The sequence below is a fragment of the Pseudomonas sp. NFIX49 genome (genome assembly GCF_900115915.1).
In the GTDB taxonomy this organism is placed as follows: domain Bacteria; phylum Pseudomonadota; class Gammaproteobacteria; order Pseudomonadales; family Pseudomonadaceae; genus Aquipseudomonas; species Aquipseudomonas pharyngis.
This window is the reverse complement of the sequence record NZ_FOYE01000003.1, coordinates 244,281-263,239: the sequence shown is the minus strand read 5'-3', so window position 1 is coordinate 263,239 and position 18,959 is coordinate 244,281. Positions and strand designations below refer to the sequence as shown.

17 protein-coding genes are annotated in these 18,959 nt (G+C 63.0%); all 17 read right to left on the bottom strand.

The genetic code is table 11. The features are described from left to right. Positions 1-127: 127 nt before the first annotated feature. Positions 128-820 carry a GNAT family N-acetyltransferase gene (locus tag BMZ46_RS09430; RefSeq protein WP_074687891.1) on the bottom strand — a complete coding sequence of 231 codons (693 nt, stop codon included), beginning with the start codon at positions 818-820 and terminating at the stop codon, positions 128-130. A gap of 117 nt (positions 821-937) precedes the next feature. Next, a complete protein-coding gene (locus tag BMZ46_RS09425) occupies positions 938-1,726 on the bottom strand; it encodes a ChbG/HpnK family deacetylase (protein ID WP_074687745.1) in 789 nt (262 codons plus the stop codon). Further along, positions 1,698-2,885, bottom strand: a complete 1,188-nt coding sequence (locus BMZ46_RS09420; protein ID WP_039767745.1) for a GNAT family N-acetyltransferase — start codon at positions 2,883-2,885, stop codon at positions 1,698-1,700. The genes BMZ46_RS09425 and BMZ46_RS09420 overlap by 29 nt, the downstream gene beginning before the upstream one ends. Positions 2,886-2,889: 4 nt before the next feature. Next, a complete protein-coding gene (locus tag BMZ46_RS09415; protein WP_074687746.1) occupies positions 2,890-3,579 on the bottom strand; it encodes a GNAT family N-acetyltransferase in 690 nt (229 codons plus the stop codon). 68 nt (positions 3,580-3,647) lie between these two features. After that, the gene (locus tag BMZ46_RS09410; RefSeq protein WP_074687747.1) at positions 3,648-5,567 is read right to left on the bottom strand and encodes a hypothetical protein; all 1,920 of its coding nucleotides are present in this window, start codon (positions 5,565-5,567) and stop codon (positions 3,648-3,650) included. Continuing rightward, on the bottom strand, positions 5,564-6,883 hold the full coding sequence (locus tag BMZ46_RS09405) for a lipopolysaccharide biosynthesis protein (RefSeq protein ID WP_074687748.1): 1,320 nt from the start codon (positions 6,881-6,883) through the stop codon (positions 5,564-5,566). The genes BMZ46_RS09410 and BMZ46_RS09405 overlap by 4 nt, the downstream gene beginning before the upstream one ends. After that, positions 6,880-7,881: a polysaccharide deacetylase family protein gene (locus BMZ46_RS09400; RefSeq protein WP_074687749.1), complete on the bottom strand. Its 1,002-nt coding sequence runs from the start codon at positions 7,879-7,881 to the stop codon at positions 6,880-6,882. The genes BMZ46_RS09405 and BMZ46_RS09400 overlap by 4 nt, the downstream gene beginning before the upstream one ends. A 13-nt stretch (positions 7,882-7,894) precedes the next feature. Next, on the bottom strand, positions 7,895-9,031 hold the full coding sequence (locus BMZ46_RS09395; RefSeq protein ID WP_074687750.1) for a glycosyltransferase: 1,137 nt from the start codon (positions 9,029-9,031) through the stop codon (positions 7,895-7,897). Further along, positions 9,024-9,992, bottom strand: a complete 969-nt coding sequence (locus BMZ46_RS09390; protein ID WP_074687751.1) for a glycosyltransferase — start codon at positions 9,990-9,992, stop codon at positions 9,024-9,026. Before BMZ46_RS09390 ends, BMZ46_RS09395 begins: the two co-directional genes overlap by 8 nt. Beyond that, on the bottom strand, positions 9,989-11,359 hold the full coding sequence (locus BMZ46_RS09385; RefSeq protein ID WP_074687752.1) for an O-antigen ligase family protein: 1,371 nt from the start codon (positions 11,357-11,359) through the stop codon (positions 9,989-9,991). The genes BMZ46_RS09390 and BMZ46_RS09385 overlap by 4 nt, the downstream gene beginning before the upstream one ends. Continuing rightward, entirely contained in the window at positions 11,356-12,441 is a 1,086-nt protein-coding gene (locus BMZ46_RS09380; RefSeq protein WP_170844898.1) for a glycosyltransferase family 4 protein, read from the bottom strand. The genes BMZ46_RS09385 and BMZ46_RS09380 overlap by 4 nt, the downstream gene beginning before the upstream one ends. Before the next feature lie 2 nt (positions 12,442-12,443). Continuing rightward, positions 12,444-14,036, bottom strand: a complete 1,593-nt coding sequence (locus BMZ46_RS09375; protein WP_074687754.1) for a GumC family protein — start codon at positions 14,034-14,036, stop codon at positions 12,444-12,446. A gap of 17 nt (positions 14,037-14,053) precedes the next feature. Continuing rightward, positions 14,054-15,079: a polysaccharide biosynthesis/export family protein gene (locus BMZ46_RS09370; protein WP_064378938.1), complete on the bottom strand. Its 1,026-nt coding sequence runs from the start codon at positions 15,077-15,079 to the stop codon at positions 14,054-14,056. 21 nt (positions 15,080-15,100) lie between these two features. Continuing rightward, complete coding sequence (locus BMZ46_RS09365; RefSeq protein ID WP_039767764.1) at positions 15,101-15,748, bottom strand: CpsD/CapB family tyrosine-protein kinase; 648 nt, start codon at positions 15,746-15,748, stop codon at positions 15,101-15,103. Beyond that, a complete protein-coding gene (locus BMZ46_RS09360; RefSeq protein ID WP_039767766.1) occupies positions 15,748-16,494 on the bottom strand; it encodes a sugar transferase in 747 nt (248 codons plus the stop codon). The genes BMZ46_RS09365 and BMZ46_RS09360 overlap by 1 nt, the downstream gene beginning before the upstream one ends. A gap of 18 nt (positions 16,495-16,512) precedes the next feature. Beyond that, positions 16,513-17,550, bottom strand: coding sequence for an NAD-dependent epimerase (locus BMZ46_RS09355; RefSeq protein ID WP_074687755.1), 1,038 nt, complete (start codon positions 17,548-17,550; stop codon positions 16,513-16,515). Continuing rightward, positions 17,547-18,899 carry a UDP-glucose dehydrogenase family protein gene (locus BMZ46_RS09350; protein ID WP_074687756.1) on the bottom strand — a complete coding sequence of 451 codons (1,353 nt, stop codon included), beginning with the start codon at positions 18,897-18,899 and terminating at the stop codon, positions 17,547-17,549. Before BMZ46_RS09350 ends, BMZ46_RS09355 begins: the two co-directional genes overlap by 4 nt. Between the last annotated feature and the right edge of the window lie 60 nt (positions 18,900-18,959).

Genomic DNA, 18,959 nt, shown 5'->3' with positions numbered 1-18,959 from the left:
TCTGCATGAATGTATTCATTCACATGATTGCGAGCAGCCAGATGGAGCTGAAACTGAATGACGCTGGTTCCTGTACGAGAGTAGGAAGATTCTGCGACGCCGTCCCGGCCGTCGCAGGTTAAACCCGTCAAGCCTGCGCAGCCGCCGTCACCACCGGCCGTCCCGGTTTGCGCAGCGGGTCCAGGCGTGAGCCTTCGTAGCGCGTTTCGCGGAAGAACCGCCATTTGCCGAACAGGCAATAGACGTGGGTGACGCGGCCCTGTTCGTGGTAGCCCATGCGGATGTGCAGTTTCAGCGCCGGGATGTTGTGGGTTTCGCAGACGTCCACCACCTTGTTGCAACCCTGGGCGGCCATGGCTTCCCAGAGGGCGACCTGCACGTCCACCGACAGGCTGCTGCCGAAGTAGGCGCGGATCATTTCACCGCCGAACTCGAAGAACTCGCCGGGTTTGACCGGGAAGGTGCAGCCGTAATAGTGGCGGTCGTGGTAGTCGCGAATACTGCCCCAGATGAACCCGACCGCATGGCCGTCGGCATCCAGGTACATGTGCCCGGTGTGGCCCTCGTTGGCCAGTTCGGCCATGGTCTGCACCCGGTCACCGAAGTGTTTGGCGAACGCGCCGGCATTCTGTGCGGTGATGTCGACCTTGCGCAGGCCGTCGTAGGGGCGCAGCTTGTGCGGCGGTACCGGGCTGACCAGGTCGCGCTCCATCCACAACAGCTCCCAATGGAAGAACACGTAGCGTTTCCACAACGTGCCGAAGGTGCGGCCCAGGCCTTTTTGCTTGATACGTTCACGCAGCTTTTCAATGACGCTCATGATGCCCTCCGAGGCCGGAGCCCGGGTGTTGTGGATGACGCTGTTGTGGGTATAGATCAAGCCGGCAAATGCATGTCAAAGCGCCGGCTTTGAAAATATTGCAAGTTGTGTAACGGCTCAGATCGCCTCGGCACCCCGCAAAAAATCCTTGTTCAGATCGGCATAGGAAACCCGTGGAACCCCCGTCAGCCGCTGCTCTAGCAAGCGGCTCAGGGACTCTCCGGGTGGCAGATACGCGTCACCGAAATCCGCCCCGAGCTGGTTTGGATGAGCGACGATTTCCAGCACGCCGTCGGTCGGCGCGGGGGCGTTGCGCAGGTCGACCGGGGTGCAGACGTAATCGGCCGTGACCCCGGCCAATCCCTGCAATCGGCGGTTGAGCAACCCCTTGAACAGGCGCTTGGGCAGGCTGAGGTTTTGCCCCTGGTTGCGCGCCAGGCGCACGGGCACCCCTTGATGGGCGGCGAAGCGCGCGACGATCTCGCCGATCGGCCAGATGTTGTGCACGTGCTGATGCGAATCGAGGTGGCTGGGACGCACGCCGTGATCGACGCAGCGCTGCCACTGCGCCTGCAATTCTTCCTGCACCGCCTCGCGGTCTTCGCGGCTCAGCCACAGGCTGTGGCGAGGCAGGTTGAGGTCGAACACGCCGTGGCTGTCGCAGAAGGTGCGGCGCTCGACAATGGCCCGGCTCAAGGGCCGGCCGTAGGTCAGGTTGAAATGCAGGCCGATCCGGCCCTCCAGCAGCGGCAGCCGGGCCATGGCGCAGGCCGCTTCGAACGCCGGCATGTTGGCCATGGCGGTAGCGGAACTGATGACCCCGGCCTGGAACGCACCGAGGATCACCGCGTTTTCGTTCGGGCTCAGGCCGAAATCGTCAGCGTTGACTATGACTTGGCGTGGCATGTTCGCCCTCCTTGCCGGGGTTGATCACAGGTGTCGCAATGGCAGCCGCTTTGGCCGCCGCACGCTTCGCCCGCCATTGTTGCAACGCAGGTTTGAGCCGGTGCCAGGCGCGCAGCCCGAGCCCCAGCAACAGGCCGCTCGGGCGCCACGAGTAGAAACTCCAGCGCCAGTGCTCCAGTTGCCCGGTCATGCGTTCGTGCAGTTGATGGCTGGAATTTTCCAGGCTGACCCGCGAGGCATCGATCCAGCGCCAGTTGTCGTCCAGCCCCCAGCGAATCCATTCCTCCAGCAACACCCGGCCGCTGCCCAGATCGGCGTACTGCGGCAGGAAGGCGAGGTTGTAATCGTAGAGCCGGCCTTGTTCGAACAGACCGAGTCGATAGCTGATGCAACGTTCGTTGAGTTCCAGCATAACCACGCGCACCCGGCCGGAAGCGGCGAGGGCGGTGAAGGCGTTTTCCATGTAGCGGCGGCTGCGGTCGCTGGCAAAGATCCCGACGCCTTCGTCGCCTTTCCAACTGACCGCTTCGACTTCGCTGATGGCCTGCAGCAACGGGCCCATGCTGGTCGCGTCGGGAATGATCCGCCGGACTTCGGCGCCGCACGCGGCAATCCGCTTGCGCGCCCGGCGCAGTTTGTAGCGCGGATCGCCCGAGACTTCCTGGCGGTCGGCGTCGCTGATCAGGTGCACCGGCACCCGGCAGCTCAAGCGACGTTCGCCGGTGGAGCTGTGGGCCATCCATTCGGTGAGCACGCTTTCGGCGCCGACCGGTTCGGCGATTTCGTTGAGTTGCAACAGGGCGTGGGGCACGCGCTGGCGAATCAGCCGCAGCGCCTGGCGCATGTCTTCGGCGTTCAGCAGTGATAACAGCGCCAGGCGATCGGCCAGGGGATAACCGAGGTGATGCACCACCCGAAAAGGCAATCCGAAAAACCGCTCACGGCTCGCCACCAGCGGCAGGCACAGGCGCAATTCGTCCGCTTCCCAACCCAGCAATACGTGCAGCCGCTCGTGCGTGTCGAGCGCTTGCTCTGCCGCACACAGCCAGTCGAGGCTGTTGAACGGCGTGTGATCCGTCACCCGCAGGCGCAGCGCTTCATAGGCCGCCGCCGGGAAGTCAGGTGCGCACAACGAGGTGCGCCATTCGAATCGCGCCATAGATTCAGGTCACCGTTGCTGTGACAGGTGGACGGGAAGGTTTGCGCAGTGCCTCCAGGCGCGAGCCGCTGTAGCGGGTTTCGCGGTAGAAGCGCCAGCGGCCGAACAGTTTGTAGATGTTCATGATCCGGCCCTGTTCGGTATAGCCCATGCGCAGGTGCAGCTTGAGCGCCGGGATGTTGTGGAATTCGCAGACGTCGACCACCTTGTCGCAGCCCTGGGCGGCCATGGCTTTCCAAAGTTCCAGTTGCAGATCCACCGACAGCTCTGTGCCCCAATACGAGCGGGTCAGTTCGCCGCCGAACTCGAAGAACTCGCCGGCTTTCACCGGAAACAGGCAGCCGTAGTAGTGACGGTCGAAGTAGTCCCGGGCGCTGCCCCAGATGAACGCCACCGCATTGCCCTGATCGTCCAGGTGCATGTGCCCGGTGTGATTTTCCCGGGCCAGTTCCGCCATGGTGCCGACGCGGTCGCCGAAGTGGCGGGCGAAGGCGCTGACGTTGCCCGGGGTGATTTTCACCACCCGCAGCGGCGGGTAAGGCTTGAGGCTGTGGGGCGGTACCGGACTGACCAGATCGCGCTCCATCCACAGCAGTTCCTGATGAGAAAAGACGTAGTGTTTCCAGACCTTTTTCACGGTGGCAGTGAGTCCTTTCTGCCGTAGGTTTTCAGTCAGTTTGCGCAGCATGTTCATGGTCGTTGCTCCTGATGACGAGTCATCGCGCGGCCAAGGGCCAGCGCGGCCGGACATCAACAGGGCGGTCATGAGGCGCTCCAGCTCAGGGCAAACAGGGTCTGTCCCGGCAGCTCGAAGCGCACGCGGCCGTCCTGACAGCGAAACGGCGCGTCGCGGCTGCGGTTGTCGGCGCCGAAGTAGCGCAGCGCGCCGTTGTTCAATGGGCATTTCGCGCCCGCGAGGTCGACATGCTGCAAGCGCGTGCCTTTGTTTACACCGAGCAGCCCGCGCTGATCGTCGCCGGCCATCGCCAGCACATCGACTTCGAACGCGTCGTTCTCCAGCCGCAGCACTTGATGCAGCCAGTGTTGCTGGATGAACTGCTGGGCCAGGCCCACCGGTTTCAACTCGAAGCGGTCATCGCCCAGCACCCGCAACATGCCTTTGGGGTATTGCGGCTCATCGGCGGCCTGAAACCAGTTGAGCATGGTCAGCAAACCGTCCTGGGAGGCGTTGATCACCACCGAGGCCCACCACAGCGAGGTGAAATGGGTTTCCTGATCGTAGGGGCTCAGGCTCGAACCGCTGGACAGGTTGGTCTGGTCCAGCAACAAGGCCTTGCGCGGCTGGCCCTTGGTATCGAGGCCAACCAGATCCGCCGCGCGGCGCACGCTGTCGCGGTACACGCGGGTGGCGAGCAGGTCGCGAATCATCCATTCGTGCCAGGCCAGCGCATCGACCTGATCGGCGGATTCACCGAGCAGGCGCCGGGCCCAGTCGATGCCACGCTTGTTCGCCGCGTTATCGGCGAACGGGCCGTTGATCAGCCGTGAACTGGCCGGCATCGCGATGCGCACGCCGGCCCTGGCATTGGCCGGATCGCTGCGCACTTGCCGGGCCATGCTGGTGAAGATCGAACGGTATTGCTCGTAGCTCGAGTAATTCAGGTTGGGCTCGTCGGCGAACCCGATGTAGTGCGTGCCTTTGCCGCCCAGCGCCCGGGTGCCGGCGAGCCAGGCGTCGAGGCCGCTGTTGCTTTGCACGTCGGCGCGCAGATCGGCCTGGCGCTGACTGCCGGCAAGCAAGGTGATGTCCTGACGAATGCCGAAACGATCCTGATAGACCTGGCGAAACGCATCTTCGAAGTGCGGATTTTTTGCCGTCACGTCGACGAACGTGTAGTAACTGGCGGCCGTCGGTTTCAGTGCATCGAGCACCGGATGGCTGGCGGGCGGCGGCATCACATAGGGCAGGGCGATGCCCAGATCAGGTGTGCGCCCCAGGACTTTGTCGTGCAGGGTCAGGCGCGTCTGGCCGTCGTCCAAGCGCAGCGGTTTGAGCTGTTGCGGGGTCTGTGCGAACAGATTGGCCGTGCCGTCGAGCCAGAACGCCGCTTTGCCGCTGCCTTGCAGACGCAGGCGCCAGATCTGCTCGCGCTGACTGACGGGCAGCGCGAGTTGATCGAACTGCCAATAGGCGCGATAGGGTTTGAGCGACAGTGTCAGGGGCTGCCCGTCGCCGACCCGCTGCGCTTGCAGGGCGCTGACCCCGCCGTGAAACTTGCCCGCCAATATCGCGTGCTCACCGGCGGCGACCTTGAAATACAGCTCATCGCCGTTACGGGTTTCCGCACTGAAATGCACCTTGGCCGGGGCAAACAGCGCCACGGTGGTTTCGTCGTGTTCGACTCGGTAACTGCGGAAGCTGTAGCCGGGGATTTCCAGCTGATAACTCGCGGCACCCGGCGCCAATGGCCAGCTCTGACTGCCACGGGTTTCACTGGCCTTGATGAAACGATCGCCCTGCAGTTGGCCCCGGCCGTCGAGCAGGAAAATGTGCTCTTCGTTGGCCTCTGCCTGCCACGCCGGCGCCCAGCGCACGGTCACCGTGTCAGGGCGATCGGCTTGCAGGTACAGGCTGCCGTCGCGAATGTCGCCCCAACGCATAGACGCCGCGAAGGCGTCCAGCGACAGGCCGAGACCGAGCAGCAGGGCCAGGCCTTTCATGCCGATTTCCGTTGTAAGAAGCGACGCTGCAACATCAGCCACATCGGAGTGAGGTCGCTGGGCAGAATGATCAGGGTTTGCCAGAACGCCACGCCGCTCAGCCGGCAGTACAACACCAGCATCGCCACGGTCACCGCCAGATAAGCAATCGACGAAGCCGCCGCCGCGCCGACGATGCCGTAGGCCGGAATCAGCAGCAGATTCAGCGCAAGGTTGAGCAGCGCGCCAAGCCCCATCATCAACGACACCGTGCCGGGACGGTTCTTGCCGATCAGGTCCAGGCGCAGGATGCTCGCGTAGCACAGGCCCAGCAGTCCCGGCAGCAAGGCCAGCAGCGCCGGATATGCCGGTTGGTAGGCGACGCCGAACAGGGTGACGATCAGCCATTCGCCGATCACGGCCATGGTCAGGCAGGCGCCGAGCATCACCGTGGCGGTCAGACGCAGCGCGAGCGGGGTGACCTTGTCCATGCCTTCGTCCTGTTGCAGCAGGCGTTTCATCAGCGGCGTGGTCACCGCTTCCGGGACGATCAGCAGCAACTCGGCGGCGGCGCTGGCCATCGCGTAATGCCCGAGGGCGGTGCTGCCGAGCAGGGCGCCGATGAACAGGTAATCGGAACGCAGGATCACCTGCTGGAACAGCAGATCCGGATGGCTGCGCGCACTGAAGCGCAGCAGTTCGTTCTGGCTGGCGCGGTCCCATTGCAGCTGCAACGGCTGCGCGCGTTTGAGCCACAACCAACCGACGAGTACCACCAGACTGATGCCGGCCAGCCAACTGATCAGCGCGGCTTCGAGGGCCGCTTCTTTCCACATCCAGAACAGCGCGAGAAACAGCAACAGCGGCGCCAAAGATTCCACCAGTCGCAAGGCATTGAACGCGACCACGCCGCCGGACGCATTGTGCAAGGTCAGCAGACCGCTTTTCAGTACGGTCAACGGCACCGCCAGCAGCAACAACCACGCCAGCAGACCCAGTTGCATGGTCACGTCCAGTTCACTGCCGAACTCGCGCACCAGCGCCACTACCAGCAAGGTCAACAGACCCGCGAGCAAACAACCGAACACCAGCACTTGAGCCAGTAGCAAACCCATCGGCCGCTGCTTGGCCGCCTGATAACCGACCGCCGAATTCAAGCCGCCGCTGGTGGCCGCGCTGATCAGATCCGGCAGGGTGCTGAGCAGGGCGAACAGGCCCCGTTCGCTGGGGCCGAGAATTCGCGCCAGCAGCACATTCCTCAGCAGGCGCAGGGCGATCATCGCCAGTTTGGTGCCCATGCTCAGCGCCAGGTGCTTGAGGTAACTGCCTCGACTCATGGCCGCGCCCCGCGATAGATCCGCCACGACAGCAGTTGCGGATTGCGCGCGGTGCGCTGGCTGACACCGAAGCGCGGCAGGTTCAGCGGATCGCCGGTACCGCGATAGATGCCACTGCCGGTGCCCAGCGCAAACGGGAAATCGTGATTGGCGATCTGTTCGCGCACCCGCTCATCGTTGTCTCCGTTGGGGTAGCAATACACCGGCAGCGGCCGGTTGCAGCCATTGAGCATGGCATTGCGGCTGCGGCTGATTTCTTCGCCCAGGCGCACATCGTCAAGGCCGGTGAGGATGGCGTGACTGGCGCCGTGGGGGCCGAACCGCACCAGCCCCGACGCTTCCATCGCCCGCACCTGATGCCAGTCCAGCGCTTGTGGCAACGACTCCTGCGGACACTCGTCGGTCAGACGTTCGAGTATCTTCGGATCGAGCGCCTTGAGGCTTTGCAGATAATGCAACAGGGTCAGACTGCGGCGATCCACATCGATGTCGTCCAGCAGCACTGGCAACGGCTGGCCGGCGGCACGCAGGCATTCGATCAGGTGCGTGCGGGCTTTTTCACCATGGCTGCCCCACAGGGTTTCGCCGATGCTTTCCCACCAGAAGCGCTGGCGGCTGCCGATGAAATCGGTGGAGAGAAAAATGCTCGCCGGCACCTGATGTTTCTGCAGCAACGGGAAGGCGTTGGCGGCGTTATCGCGCCAGCCGTCGTCGAAGGTCAATGCCACTTGCGGATGCTCGGTGCGCAAGGCGTTGGGCTGCAGGATTTCCATCAGCGGCACGCAATCGAAATGCTTGCGCAGCCACACCAGCAAGTGTTCGAAGGCCTTGGGCCCGACGCACAGTTCGTTGCGGTGCGGCAGGTCGGCGGCGCGGTCGTTGGACAGCACCCGGTGGAGCATCAGGATCACGCCGGCGCCGTGCAGCTGGTTGCGACCCACCGACGAGTTGAGATAAAGCCAGCCGCTGGTGCGTTTAATCAGTTGCTTGATCGCCATGGCTCGATCCCTCTCAACGGTTTTGGTCAGGGTTCCACTGGGCATAACGCTGGCCGCGCAGGAACTGCCACAGGCCGATGCTCATGCCCGCCAGTGTCACCAGCAGGAACGCCGCAAGGCGGAACGGCTTGGGCAAGCGGTGTTGCGAATCCAGCAGGCCGGCAATCGCGATGGCATAGCCGACCACTTGCGCGATCAGGCTCAGGCGATAGAAACCGTGGTCTTCCCACAGCCAGAAATTGCTCAGCAGCAGCGGCAGCAACAGGATCGGCGCCAGGCGCCGGATCAACTTGTGGCTGATCAGCGCAATCGAATACAGCCCGTGCTTGAACGGATTGAGCAGCTCGCTGCGTTGCGCCAGGCTTTGCAGGCCGCCGACGGTGACCCGCTGGCGCCGGCGGAATTGCTTGTCGGCTTCGTCCACGCCGTGGTCGATCACTTGCGCTTCGGGCACGTAGACGATGCGTTTGAATTTGACCGGTGCGCAGGTGCTGATGAAGAAGTCGTCGTTGACCTCCGCCGGCACGTTCTCGAACAGTTCCCGGCGCAAGGCCAGCAGGGCGCCGTCGGCGGAGACCATGCAGCCGGTACGGTTCTCGACCCGACGCAACCAGCCCTCGTAGTGCCGATAAAGGCTGTCGCCGATGCTCAGTCCGCCGCCGGTTACCGGAATCACCATGTGCCCGGCGCAGGCGCCGACCTGCGGATCGCTCAGGGGCGCCAGCAGGTAGCCGAGGGTTTCCCGCGACCATTGGTTGTCAGCGTCGGTGAACACCAGAATGTCGCCCGTGGCCAGCGCCGCACCGGCATTCAGCGTGGCGGCCTTGCCCTGGCGGGGCAGGTCGAGCACGGTGATTCGCGGGTCGACGACCTTGTGCGCGCAGGCCACGGTGTCGTCGGTGGAACCGTCGCTGGCCAGGATGATTTGCAGGGTCGCCGGCTGATAATCCTGGGACAGCAACGAGCGCAGCTTGTGTTCGATATGCCGCGCCTCGTTGTGGGCGGCGATCACGATGCTGACGTTCAGCGGCGGTGCCGGGCTGTGGCGCCACGCCGGGAACAGCGGCGCGAGCAGCGTCAGCAGCAGCGGGTAGCCGACATAGGCGTAGGCCGGCAGCAGCAGGCACATCCAGAAAATGAATTCAGCCACGGGCAGGCCTCCTGGCGTTCCAATGACACAGACTGAGAATGAACGCGGCGCCCGCCAGGTGCAGGCGCAGCCAGTGCAGGCCCCACAGTTGCAGGGTCAGGCAGACGTTGTGGTGCTTGGCGCTCTGACGCACGCTGAGCACCAGCCCCGGCACCAGCGTCAGCATCACCATGATCACGGCGTGGTGGGGAAAGCCGTCGAGCAGCGCGGATATCGCCAGGAAATCCAGAATCCAGACGAAGATCGACAGCATCGGAAACCGCAACAGGCGCAGGCTGAAACCATGACTGCGCAGCAGTTGCAGGTGGCTGCCCTGACGCCACAGTTCCTTGCCCATCCACTCGCGCCAGTTCATTTCGTAACCCCAGTGCAGCGCGACGTTCTCATTGATCGACAGCAGTCGGGCGCCGTGTTCGCGCAGGCGCAGGGTGAATTCCTTGTCTTCGCCGGTGCGCAGGGTTTCGTTGAAACCGCCGACCTTGTCGAACCAGCTTCTGCGCATCAGCAGGTTGGAACTGGGCAGCCAGTCGACGACGTGGCTGGTGTGGGTGCTCGGGCGCAAGGTCCGGCGCTGCCAGGCAGTGGCGTACCACGGCGCGGCGGCGGGGGTATGCAGGTCGAGACCGAAGACATCGGCCTGGCCACTGGCTTCGATGTCGAACAATGGGCGCAGCCAGTCTTCCGGCATTTCGATGTCGGCATCGATGAACGCCAGCCATTCCCCGGTGGCGATGGCGGTGCCACGATTGCGCAACGCGCCGATCAGCAGGCCTGGCATCATCAGTACGTGGGCGCCGAACTGCCGGGCGATCTGCGGCCCTTCGTCACTCGATCCGTTGTCGACGACGATCAGTTCGCATTCGACATCCGCCGCGTGCGCCGCTTTTTGCGCGGCCAGCAAGGTGCGGCCAATGTGCCGGGCCTCGTTGTACATCGGAATGACGATACTGATCCGGCTCATGTCCTGCTCTCCGTCAGCGGCGCTTGTTCGGCTTTGAGGCGCAGAACGCTGGTCATGGCGAGCATGATCCACACGTATTTCTGGTTCGGCGCGCTGAGGAACATCAGGAACAGCGTCAGCGACAGAAAACTCACCCCCAGATGGGTCATCAGATCCGCCTGTTGCCAGTCACGTCGCAGCATCCACGCCTTGCGCGCCTGCATCAGGTTGTACAGACCCAGCGCGAGCATGCCGACGAACATCAATCCGGCGGGCACCCCCAGTTCGCTGAAGATTTCCAGGTAGGTGTTATGCGCCCGGCGATACAGGTCCCCGATCTTGCGGTTGGCGGAAAACGCCTTGGCGTAACCGGTGGTGGCGTAGTGCAGCGGGAAAGTGCCGGGGCCGGAGCCGAGCAGCGGGTTCTCGCGGATCATCTGGCCACCGACCACGATGTATGAGGCGCGGCGACCGAGGGATTCGTCGTTGTGGCCCTTGGCGCCGGCGCTCAACACGCTGAGGGACTGGATGCGCGCGATGTAACCGGCGGGCATCGCGTAGATCGCCAGCGGAATCACGATCGCCGCACCGAGCATGGCAAAGCCGAGGTGACGCGGACGAATCCGTGCCAGTTGCGCGCGGTAGTGCCAGCAACCGATCACCAGACTCAAGGCCAGCACCACCAGCCCGGAGCGCGATTCGGTCTTGGTCATGCCGCCGAGCAACAGCAGGCAGCAACCGCCCCAGAACAGACGATGCAACAGGTTCGGGCTGCGGATGACAAGCAATAGCCCCAGCGGAATGGCGAAGGCGATGAGCAGGGCGAAGGCGTTGGGGTCTTCGAGCAGGCCGGCGGCGCGGCCCTGATCCTGGAATTTGCTGGAGAACATGGCCATGGCGCAGGTCGTGCTGACGGCCAGGGTCACCAGCCGGGCGAACAGGTCGAGGTTCAGCTCGCGGCCGATCAGCAGGGTGATGACAAACAGAATCAGGCCGACGCTGATTTCCCGCAGATGACCCAGCGACATGCCCATGTCATCGGTGTTGAGCAGGCTCAGAAAGTACAGAACCATGAAGGCGATCAGAAAACGCCAGATATTGCTGCGCAGGCGATCCGAGGGAATCTGGTGCATCGCCAGTTGCAGCATCAGGATCACCGCCAGCGAAGCGCCGATCAGTTTGCTGCCCGACAGTGAACTGTCCTTGAAGAAACCCTCGAACGGCACCAGGGCGACGATGCCGAGCAGGCCCCAGGTCGGTTTGCGGTAAAGCACTGCGAATCCGACCAGGCCGATGACTGCGCCCGGCGCCAGATAGGGCCAGGGGCTGGCCAGCAGAGCGATGCAGGCCAGACCCAGCAGACTGACGATCGAGAGTGGGAAAATCATGCGCGTGCCTCCCGTGCCGTGCGGATGTACAGCTGCGACCAGCGTTCGGCCAGGGCCTTGAGGTCGTAGCGGTCCTGTTGCGTGCGTTTTGCGTTGTCGCGCAGTTGCCGCGCGAGGCCAGGCTCGGACAGCAACGTGTCGAGCTGGCGGGCGAGGGCGGCGCTGTCGGTGGGGGCCGCAAGCAAACCGTTGTGGCGATGCTCCAGCACGTCGGGAATCCCGCCGACGCCGAACGCCACCACCGGCACCCCGGCCTGCATCGCTTCCAGCAGAATCATCGGCGTGCCTTCGGTGCGCGAGCTGATCACCAGCGCATCGAGTTGTTGCCACCAGGGGCGCATGTCGGTCTGGTAACCCGGCAGGCGGATGCACTGCTGCAATCCGGCGGCGTCGATCCTTGCCTGCAAGTCTTCGCGTTCCGGGCCGTCGCCGAGCATCACCGCGTCGAGTTGCGGGTGCTGGTGACACAGCGGGATCAGCGCGTCGAGAAACAGATCCGGGCCTTTCTCACTGCTCAAGCGCCCGACGTAACCGGCGAGCCAGCGTGGTCCTGGCGCATCGCAAGGCAGGGCGGCCGCTGCCGGCAATCCGTTGGGAATCACCTGCAACTTCTCAGCGCTCACGCTGGCCTGACGGTGCAACACCGCGATGCTTTCGGCGACACACACCACCCGATCCACCGACGCCGTGCGGCACAGTTGCAGGCTCAGCCAGGTGTAGAACTTCTGCTTGCGGCTGCGCGGGGTGAAGCCGTGTTGGGTGATGACCAGCGGCAGGCGCAACAGTGTGGCGCCGACCCAACCGAACAACAGCCCTTTGAAATTGTGAGTGTTGATCAACGGACGTTCACTGCGCCGCTGACGCAAGTGCCGCAGCAGGGCACCCAGCCCCGCGCAGCCTTGCGCATCAACGCCAGCCTCGCGAAAGCGCGCGATCAGTTCCGGCGGCGCATCGAGGAACAGCACCTGGTGCTGCCCCGGCGTCGCCAGGCAATGATCGAGCAACATCCGCTCGGCACCATAGAACCCGCCGCTGCTGAGCAAATGCATGATCGGCAGCGCGGCGTTCTGGGTAGAGGACATGTTCAATTGCGCACCCAGTGTACGAAGCTCGGCACGGTCCAGTTCTTGTGCGGGTTGCTCGGTTGCGCGTTCTGATCGTTGATCACCAACAGCACCGGCAGGCCCAGCTCGTGGCTGATTTGCGCCGGGTGTTTGAAGCGGTGGTCGAAGAACTCACGCACGTAGACCAGTGCAATCGCCAGCAACAGACCGGTGAACAACCCGAACGGAATGATCAGCATCGGTTTGGGAAACGCCGCTTCGGTCGGCTCGAACGGCGGGCTCAACACCCGGGCGTTGGACAGGTCATCGCTCAGCGAGCGGGTGGTGCTGCTTTCGGCAAAACGCTGGGCGTAGGTCGAGAACGCGGCGTGCAGGGCATCGATCTCGGTATCCATCTGCCGCAGCTTGCTCTGGGTTTGCTGCAGCTCGCGGATACGGTTCTTGAACTCAGCGATGCGCGCGGTTTTCTGATCGATCACCTGCTGGACCACCGCCAGATCGTTGGTGCGTTCCTGGATACGGTTGCTCACCACCTTGAGGAACTGCTGGCGAGTGCGGGCAATCTGCTCGCGGGTCAGCAACATCGGTTCACTGCTGGGCTGGAACACCGCCAGATCGTTCATGTAGCGGCTGACCTGGGTGGTCAGTTGCTCGCCCATCTGTTTGATTTCCCGGTCCTCGAACGCCACGTTGTCGACCGTGGTGGTGAAGGTGTAGGGGAAGGTGTAGTCGTTAAGTTTGCTGTTACTGGCGGCGGCCAGCGCGGTCTTCAGGTACTCGAGCCAGCGCTGGCTTTGCAGCAGGCGGTCGCGATACAGGTTCAGCGCCTGCTCTTCGGTGTTGATCGCGTTGAGGCGGAAGGTGATTTCCTCCTTCGGATCCGACGCACCGACACTTTCCAGCAACGCCTGGCGATTGCCTTCCAATCCATCGAGACTCACCTGATACAGGTGTTTCTTGGTTTCGTAGAACGATTGCGGCAGGTCGATCGATTGCAGCGCCTGACGGCTCACCAGATAGTTCTGCAACAGGGCAGAGACGAAGGTCGTGCCTTGATGCGGATCGGGGAAGCTGTAGATGATCGAGATCACGTTGGAGCCAGGCAGGGTCTCGATTTTCAGGCTGTCTATCGCATCCTGGGTCAGCGCATCGAGCGCGGTGTCACGCACCGGATCGGTCTCAAGCCCCAGGGTGTTGCGCACGGGGTTGATCACGTACTGGCGCAGCGGCGAACTGATGTAGCGCTTGAACGGCTCGCTCACCAACTTGTTGAACATCCCGGGCGACGGGGTGTATTCGCCCTTGTCGCGCAGTTCGCTGATGGTCTGACGGATCAGCGCCGGCGAACGCAGGATGTTGCTCTCGGTTTCCATGTCCGCCAGCGACGGCGGGATGAAGGTGGCGTTGTCCACAGTGAGCGACGTGGTGGCGTCGCCCTGTGAAAGTTTTTTCGACTGCACGATCACCTGAGCGGTGATATCGAAGGTCTGCTTGAGCAGCAGCGGCAGCACCAGCGCGATCACTGCAAAGATCAGGAAGACCCGTTTCACCAGTTGCTTGTTGGCGAAGAAGATCCTGAAGAACTCATGCAGGTAATTTTCCTTTGGATTCATGATCGGTCACCTGAGAGTCAGTTGTTGTTGCTGTCTTTGTTGTCGACGCGGTAGCCGAAGCTGAAGCCCACACCCTGGAACAGCACCACGTCGGCCAGTTGCCGGGCGAGTTCGCCGGCGCTGGCCAGTTTGGTTTTCGGCACGTACAGCATGTCATCCGGTTGCAGGTAGGCGATTTGCGGCGCCTCGCCCGACAACGCTTTCTCGACGTCGTAGCGCACGGCCTGCACCTGATTGCCGTTGCGGCGCATGATCACCACCGAATCGAGCCGCGCTTTGACGTTGGTGCCGCGCGCCAGGGTCAGCGCCTCAAGCACCGACACCGGCCGGCGAATCGGATAGGAACCCGGCTGGCCGACCTCACCCAGCACGTAGATTTCGTTGCCGGCGGTGGACTTGAGCAGTACGTCCACGGTCATCCGGCCCGGCAGTTGCGCGTACTTCTTGTTGAGGAAGGCTTCGAGCTGGTTGACGGTCATGCCTTGCAGCGGCACCGCGCCGATTTCCGGGAAGCTCGCGTAGCCGTCGGTGCCGACGGTGATCTCGCGGCTCATGCCGGTGGCCGGGTGGTTGAGGGCGCTTTTCAGGTTCTGCTCGTTGGTCAGCGGGCTGATGATCTGCACTGTCAACTGATTGCGGTTGGGCTGGAACAACTGTTTGCGTTGATAGGCGCGCTGGATTTCCTGGCGCGCTTCTTCACTGGTCAGCCCGGCGATTTTCACCGAGGTGTTGGCGCCCGGCAGTTCGATGGTGCCGTCCGGCAGCACCAACTGGTTGCCATTGAGCTGGCTGGCAGCGGTGAAGTTAAGGCCGATCTGGTCCCCCGACTGCACGCGATAAGCGTCCGAGCCGCTGGTGCTGATGTGGAAGATCACGTCCAGCACATCCTGCGGGCGCAGGGTCTGCTCGACCTTCGGCATGTCGGTGGCCTGGGCGTTGGCCGGGGTAGCGGTGAGAATATTCACCGGCATGTTCTGGGTTTCGGAGGTGCTCGAGCAGCCTGCAAGCGGCAGCATCAGCAGCACAAGAATCCTGGCGTTCATGGCGTCATCCTTTGCGGTTGCTTACAGGTTTTTGTAGAGCCATTTAGGCATGTAGTACTTGCGTCGGTTGAACACGCTGCCGACCACTTTCGCCCCGGCCTGGGTCAAGCGCTGGACCGCCGCCTGGGCAACTTCCCAGCGAGTGTCTTCGGCGCGTACCACGAACACCACGCCGTCGACCTGGGTGCTGATGACCAGCGTGTCGGCCGCCGAATACACCGCGTCGCCGTCGATCACCACAAAGCGGTACTGGCTGCCCAGTTGATCGAGCAACGGGCTCAGACGCTCGGCGGTCAGGTGTTCCAGGGTGCGGATCGGCCGGCCGTTGGGCAGCACGTGGAATGGCAGGCTCGACACCTGCACCACGCAGTCCTGCAACAGCGGCGGGTTGTCCGGGTTGAACAACAGGTCGCGCAGGCCGCGCTCCTTGCTCAGGTTCAGTTGCTGGGTCAGGTTGCTCGCCGACTGGCTGGCGTCGACGTACAGCACCTGGCCGCTGCTCATCTGCGCCAGTTGACTGGCCATGGCCAGGGCGCTGGTGGTGGTGCCGGCGCCGGGGTTGGCGGCGGTCAGGAACAGGATCCGCAGATCCAGGTCCAGCACGGTCGAGGTCAGGTTCGACTCGCTGGGGCTGGCGATGCTCAGGCTTTTGTTGGTTGAACCGTCCATTAGCTTGCTCCGTGGCCGCTGAATACTTTGAAGGGGGTTTTCAACAGAATCTTCAGATCAAGCAGTAGGCTCTGCTCGGCGATATAGCTGAGGTCCAACTCAACGCGCTGGTCGAAGTCGATATTGCTGCGTCCGGAGATCTGCCACAGGCCGGTCATGCCGGGGTAGATCGCCAGACGAGCGAGGTGACTGTCCTTGTAGCGGTAGGTGTTGAACGAGGTCGGACGAGGGCCGACCAGGCGCATGTCGCCGGTCACTACATTGATGAGGTTGGGAAGCTCGTCGAGGCTGGTGCGCCGCAGGAAGCCGCCGATCCCGGTGATGCGCGGGTCCTGGTCGATCTTGAAGTCGATGGCGTCGGCACCGTGCTTGTTCAGGTGGCGCAGCGACTCCTTGAGCTCTTCGGCGTTGGCGACCATGGTCCGGAACTTGTACATGCCGAACTTGCGGCCGCGATAGCCGGTGCGTTTCTGCACGAACATTACCGGGCCTTTGCTGGTGAACTTGATGGCCAGCGCCAGACCGATCAGCAGCGGCGAAATCATCAGCAGAATCATCAGGGCGCCGAGACAGGCGACCACCCGATTGGTGCGCGACAGTTGCCACGGCCGGCCACCTTCTCGACCGGTCATCCAGCCCTGGCCCTGGCGGTGGATTGCCGCGTCGAGGCGCATTCGCTGTTCCGGATCCATGCGTTTGTCACGCACCAGTTGTTGGATCGGTATACCTTTCTCAAGTCCAGTCATGGAGTCCTCCGCTGATGTTCAGCCGCGAACGGCGCGTGGGCGATAGGCAGTGGGGTAGTAATCGCGGAACCAGGCGACAAACCGCCCCAGTCCCTCATCCAGCTCTATCCGGGGCTGAAACCCGGTGGCCTGGGCCAGGTCGCTGGCCTCGGCGCAGGTATTGAGTACGTCGCCCGGTTGCAGCGGCAGCAGATCGACCACGGCTTTCTGGCCGAGGTGTTTTTCCAGCAGGGCGAGGTAGGTTTTCAGCGCCACCGGGTGCTGGCCGCCGATGTTGAACAAGCGCCACGGCGCCATGCTGCTGGCCGGGTCGGGTTGTTCGCGGTTCCACTCGGGATTGGCCCGGGGTGCCCGCTCGATCAGGCGTGCGATGCTTTCGATGATGTCGTCGATGTAGGTGAAATCGCGCTGATGCTCGCCGTAGTTGAACAGCTTCAGCGGCGAGCCTTCGCTGATGGCCTTGGCGAACTGGATCGGCGACATGTCCGGCCGGCCCCACGGCCCGTAGACCGTGAAAAAGCGCAGCCCGGTGCAAGCGATGCCGAACAGATGGCTGTAGCTGTGGGCCATCAATTCATTGGCTTTCTTGGTCGCGGCGTACAGCGACAGCGGGTGATTGACGCCGTCCTGCACCGAATACGGTGTGCGCTGGTTGGCGCCGTACACCGAACTGGACGAGGCGTAGATAAGGTGCTCGACCGGGTACTGGCGGCAGCATTCCAGGATGTTGAGGAAACCATCGAGGTTGCTGTGCAGATAGGCCCGTGGATTTTCCAGCGAATAGCGCACCCCGGCCTGCGCCGCGAGGTGCACCACCACTTGTGGTCGTTCACTGCTGAACAGTGCTTGCAGCGCCGACGCGTCGGCCAGATCAATCGTGGCAAGCTGGAAATCTCCAATTTGCTTGCGCACCCAGTCCACCCGATCGTGCTTGAGCTGGGGATCGTAGTAGCCGTTGAAATTGTCCAGGCCGATCACCTGATGCCCGTCGCGCACCAGCCGCAGCACGCAATGAGCACCAATGAACCCGGCCGCACCGGTGACGAGGATTTTCATGGCCGCAACCCGTCAGGCGCGATGTGGCGCAGACCGATGCCGCTGTAGTGCAGGCCGGCGGCCGCCACTTGTTCCGGGTTGTAGAGGTTGCGTCCGTCGATGATGACTTTGGAACGCAGCTTGCTGGCCAGCAGCTCGAAATCCACCACGCGGAAATTCTTCCATTCGGTGCAGATCACCAGTGCGTCGGCATCCTCGAGGGTGTCGTCGCGGGTGGCGCACAGGTGCAGGTCATTGCGGTAACCGTAAATGCGCCGGCACTCGGACATCGCTTCCGGATCGTAGGCCTGCACGCTGGCGCCTTCGGCCCACAGCGCCTCCATCAGATAACGGCTCGGGGCTTCGCGCATGTCATCGGTGTTCGGCTTGAACGCCAGGCCCCAGATCGCGATCGACTTGCCGGCCAGGCCTTGAGGGAATTGCGCCCTGAGTTTGCTGAACAGAATGTGCCGTTGCGCGTCATTGACGTCGGTGACGCTGCGCAGAAGTTTCAATGGCATGCCGTTGTGTTCGGCGGTGTGCAGCAGGGCGCGCAGGTCCTTGGGAAAGCACGAGCCACCGAAGCCGCAGCCCGGGTAGATGAAGTGATAGCCGATGCGCGGGTCGGAGCCGATGCCCTTGCGCACCGCTTCGATGTCGGCGCCGAGCAGTTCGGTGAGGTTGGCCAGCTCGTTCATGAAGCTGATGCGGGTGGCGAGCATGGCGTTGGCCGCGTACTTGGTCAGCTCGGCGCTGCGGTTGTCCATGAACATCAGTTTTTCGTGGTTGCGGCAGAACGGCGCGTACAGCTCGCTCATCTGCTCGCGGGCCAGGTCGTCGCGAGTGCCGACGATGATCCGGTCCGGCCGCATGCAGTCGGCGAGGGCGCTGCCTTCTTTGAGAAATTCCGGGTTGGACACCACCCGCACTGCCAGAGCGCTTTTGCCGCGCCGTTGCAGTTCTTCTTCGGCGGTGTGCAGCACCTGATCGGCCGTGCCGACCGGCACCGTGGATTTGATGATCAACGTGCGATCGTCTTCCATGAAGCTTGCGATCTGCCGCGCCACGTTGAGCACATGGCTGAGGTCGGCGGAGCCGTCTTCGTCGGCCGGCGTACCCACGGCGATGAAGATCAGTTCGGCGTGTTCCACCGCATCGCTGGCCTGGGTGCTGAACAATAAACGCCCGGCCTTGATGTTTTCTTCCAAAGTTGCCGAAAGACCCGGTTCGCTAATAGGCGGTACCGCCTGTTGCAGTTGTTTAATCTTGTTCGGGTCAATATCGACGCACAATACGCGATGTCCGACATCGGCAAGTGCGGCTGCTTGTATCAGGCCAACATAGCCCGTACCAAATACGCTCACGTCCATATTGGCGTGCCTCGTAAGACGGTGATGGAAGATTGAAAATGGAACTGTCAAAAGGGGTAT

Coding starts and splice junctions, on each gene's coding strand:
- BMZ46_RS09380 (WP_170844898.1), bottom strand. CDS start 12,441: ATGTCCTCTACCCAGAACGCCGCGCTGCCGATCATGCATTTGCTCAGC.
- BMZ46_RS09400 (WP_074687749.1), bottom strand. CDS start 7,881: ATGGCGATCAAGCAACTGATTAAACGCACCAGCGGCTGGCTTTATCTC.
- BMZ46_RS09365 (WP_039767764.1), bottom strand. CDS start 15,748: ATGGACGGTTCAACCAACAAAAGCCTGAGCATCGCCAGCCCCAGCGAG.
- BMZ46_RS09360 (WP_039767766.1), bottom strand. CDS start 16,494: ATGACTGGACTTGAGAAAGGTATACCGATCCAACAACTGGTGCGTGAC.
- BMZ46_RS09425 (WP_074687745.1), bottom strand. CDS start 1,726: ATGCCACGCCAAGTCATAGTCAACGCTGACGATTTCGGCCTGAGCCCG.
- BMZ46_RS09350 (WP_074687756.1), bottom strand. CDS start 18,899: ATGGACGTGAGCGTATTTGGTACGGGCTATGTTGGCCTGATACAAGCA.
- BMZ46_RS09370 (WP_064378938.1), bottom strand. CDS start 15,079: ATGAACGCCAGGATTCTTGTGCTGCTGATGCTGCCGCTTGCAGGCTGC.
- BMZ46_RS09385 (WP_074687752.1), bottom strand. CDS start 11,359: ATGATTTTCCCACTCTCGATCGTCAGTCTGCTGGGTCTGGCCTGCATC.
- BMZ46_RS09430 (WP_074687891.1), bottom strand. CDS start 820: ATGAGCGTCATTGAAAAGCTGCGTGAACGTATCAAGCAAAAAGGCCTG.
- BMZ46_RS09355 (WP_074687755.1), bottom strand. CDS start 17,550: ATGAAAATCCTCGTCACCGGTGCGGCCGGGTTCATTGGTGCTCATTGC.
- BMZ46_RS09375 (WP_074687754.1), bottom strand. CDS start 14,036: ATGAATCCAAAGGAAAATTACCTGCATGAGTTCTTCAGGATCTTCTTC.
- BMZ46_RS09390 (WP_074687751.1), bottom strand. CDS start 9,992: ATGAGCCGGATCAGTATCGTCATTCCGATGTACAACGAGGCCCGGCAC.
- BMZ46_RS09410 (WP_074687747.1), bottom strand. CDS start 5,567: ATGAAAGGCCTGGCCCTGCTGCTCGGTCTCGGCCTGTCGCTGGACGCC.
- BMZ46_RS09415 (WP_074687746.1), bottom strand. CDS start 3,579: ATGAACATGCTGCGCAAACTGACTGAAAACCTACGGCAGAAAGGACTC.
- BMZ46_RS09420 (WP_039767745.1), bottom strand. CDS start 2,885: ATGGCGCGATTCGAATGGCGCACCTCGTTGTGCGCACCTGACTTCCCG.
- BMZ46_RS09405 (WP_074687748.1), bottom strand. CDS start 6,883: ATGAGTCGAGGCAGTTACCTCAAGCACCTGGCGCTGAGCATGGGCACC.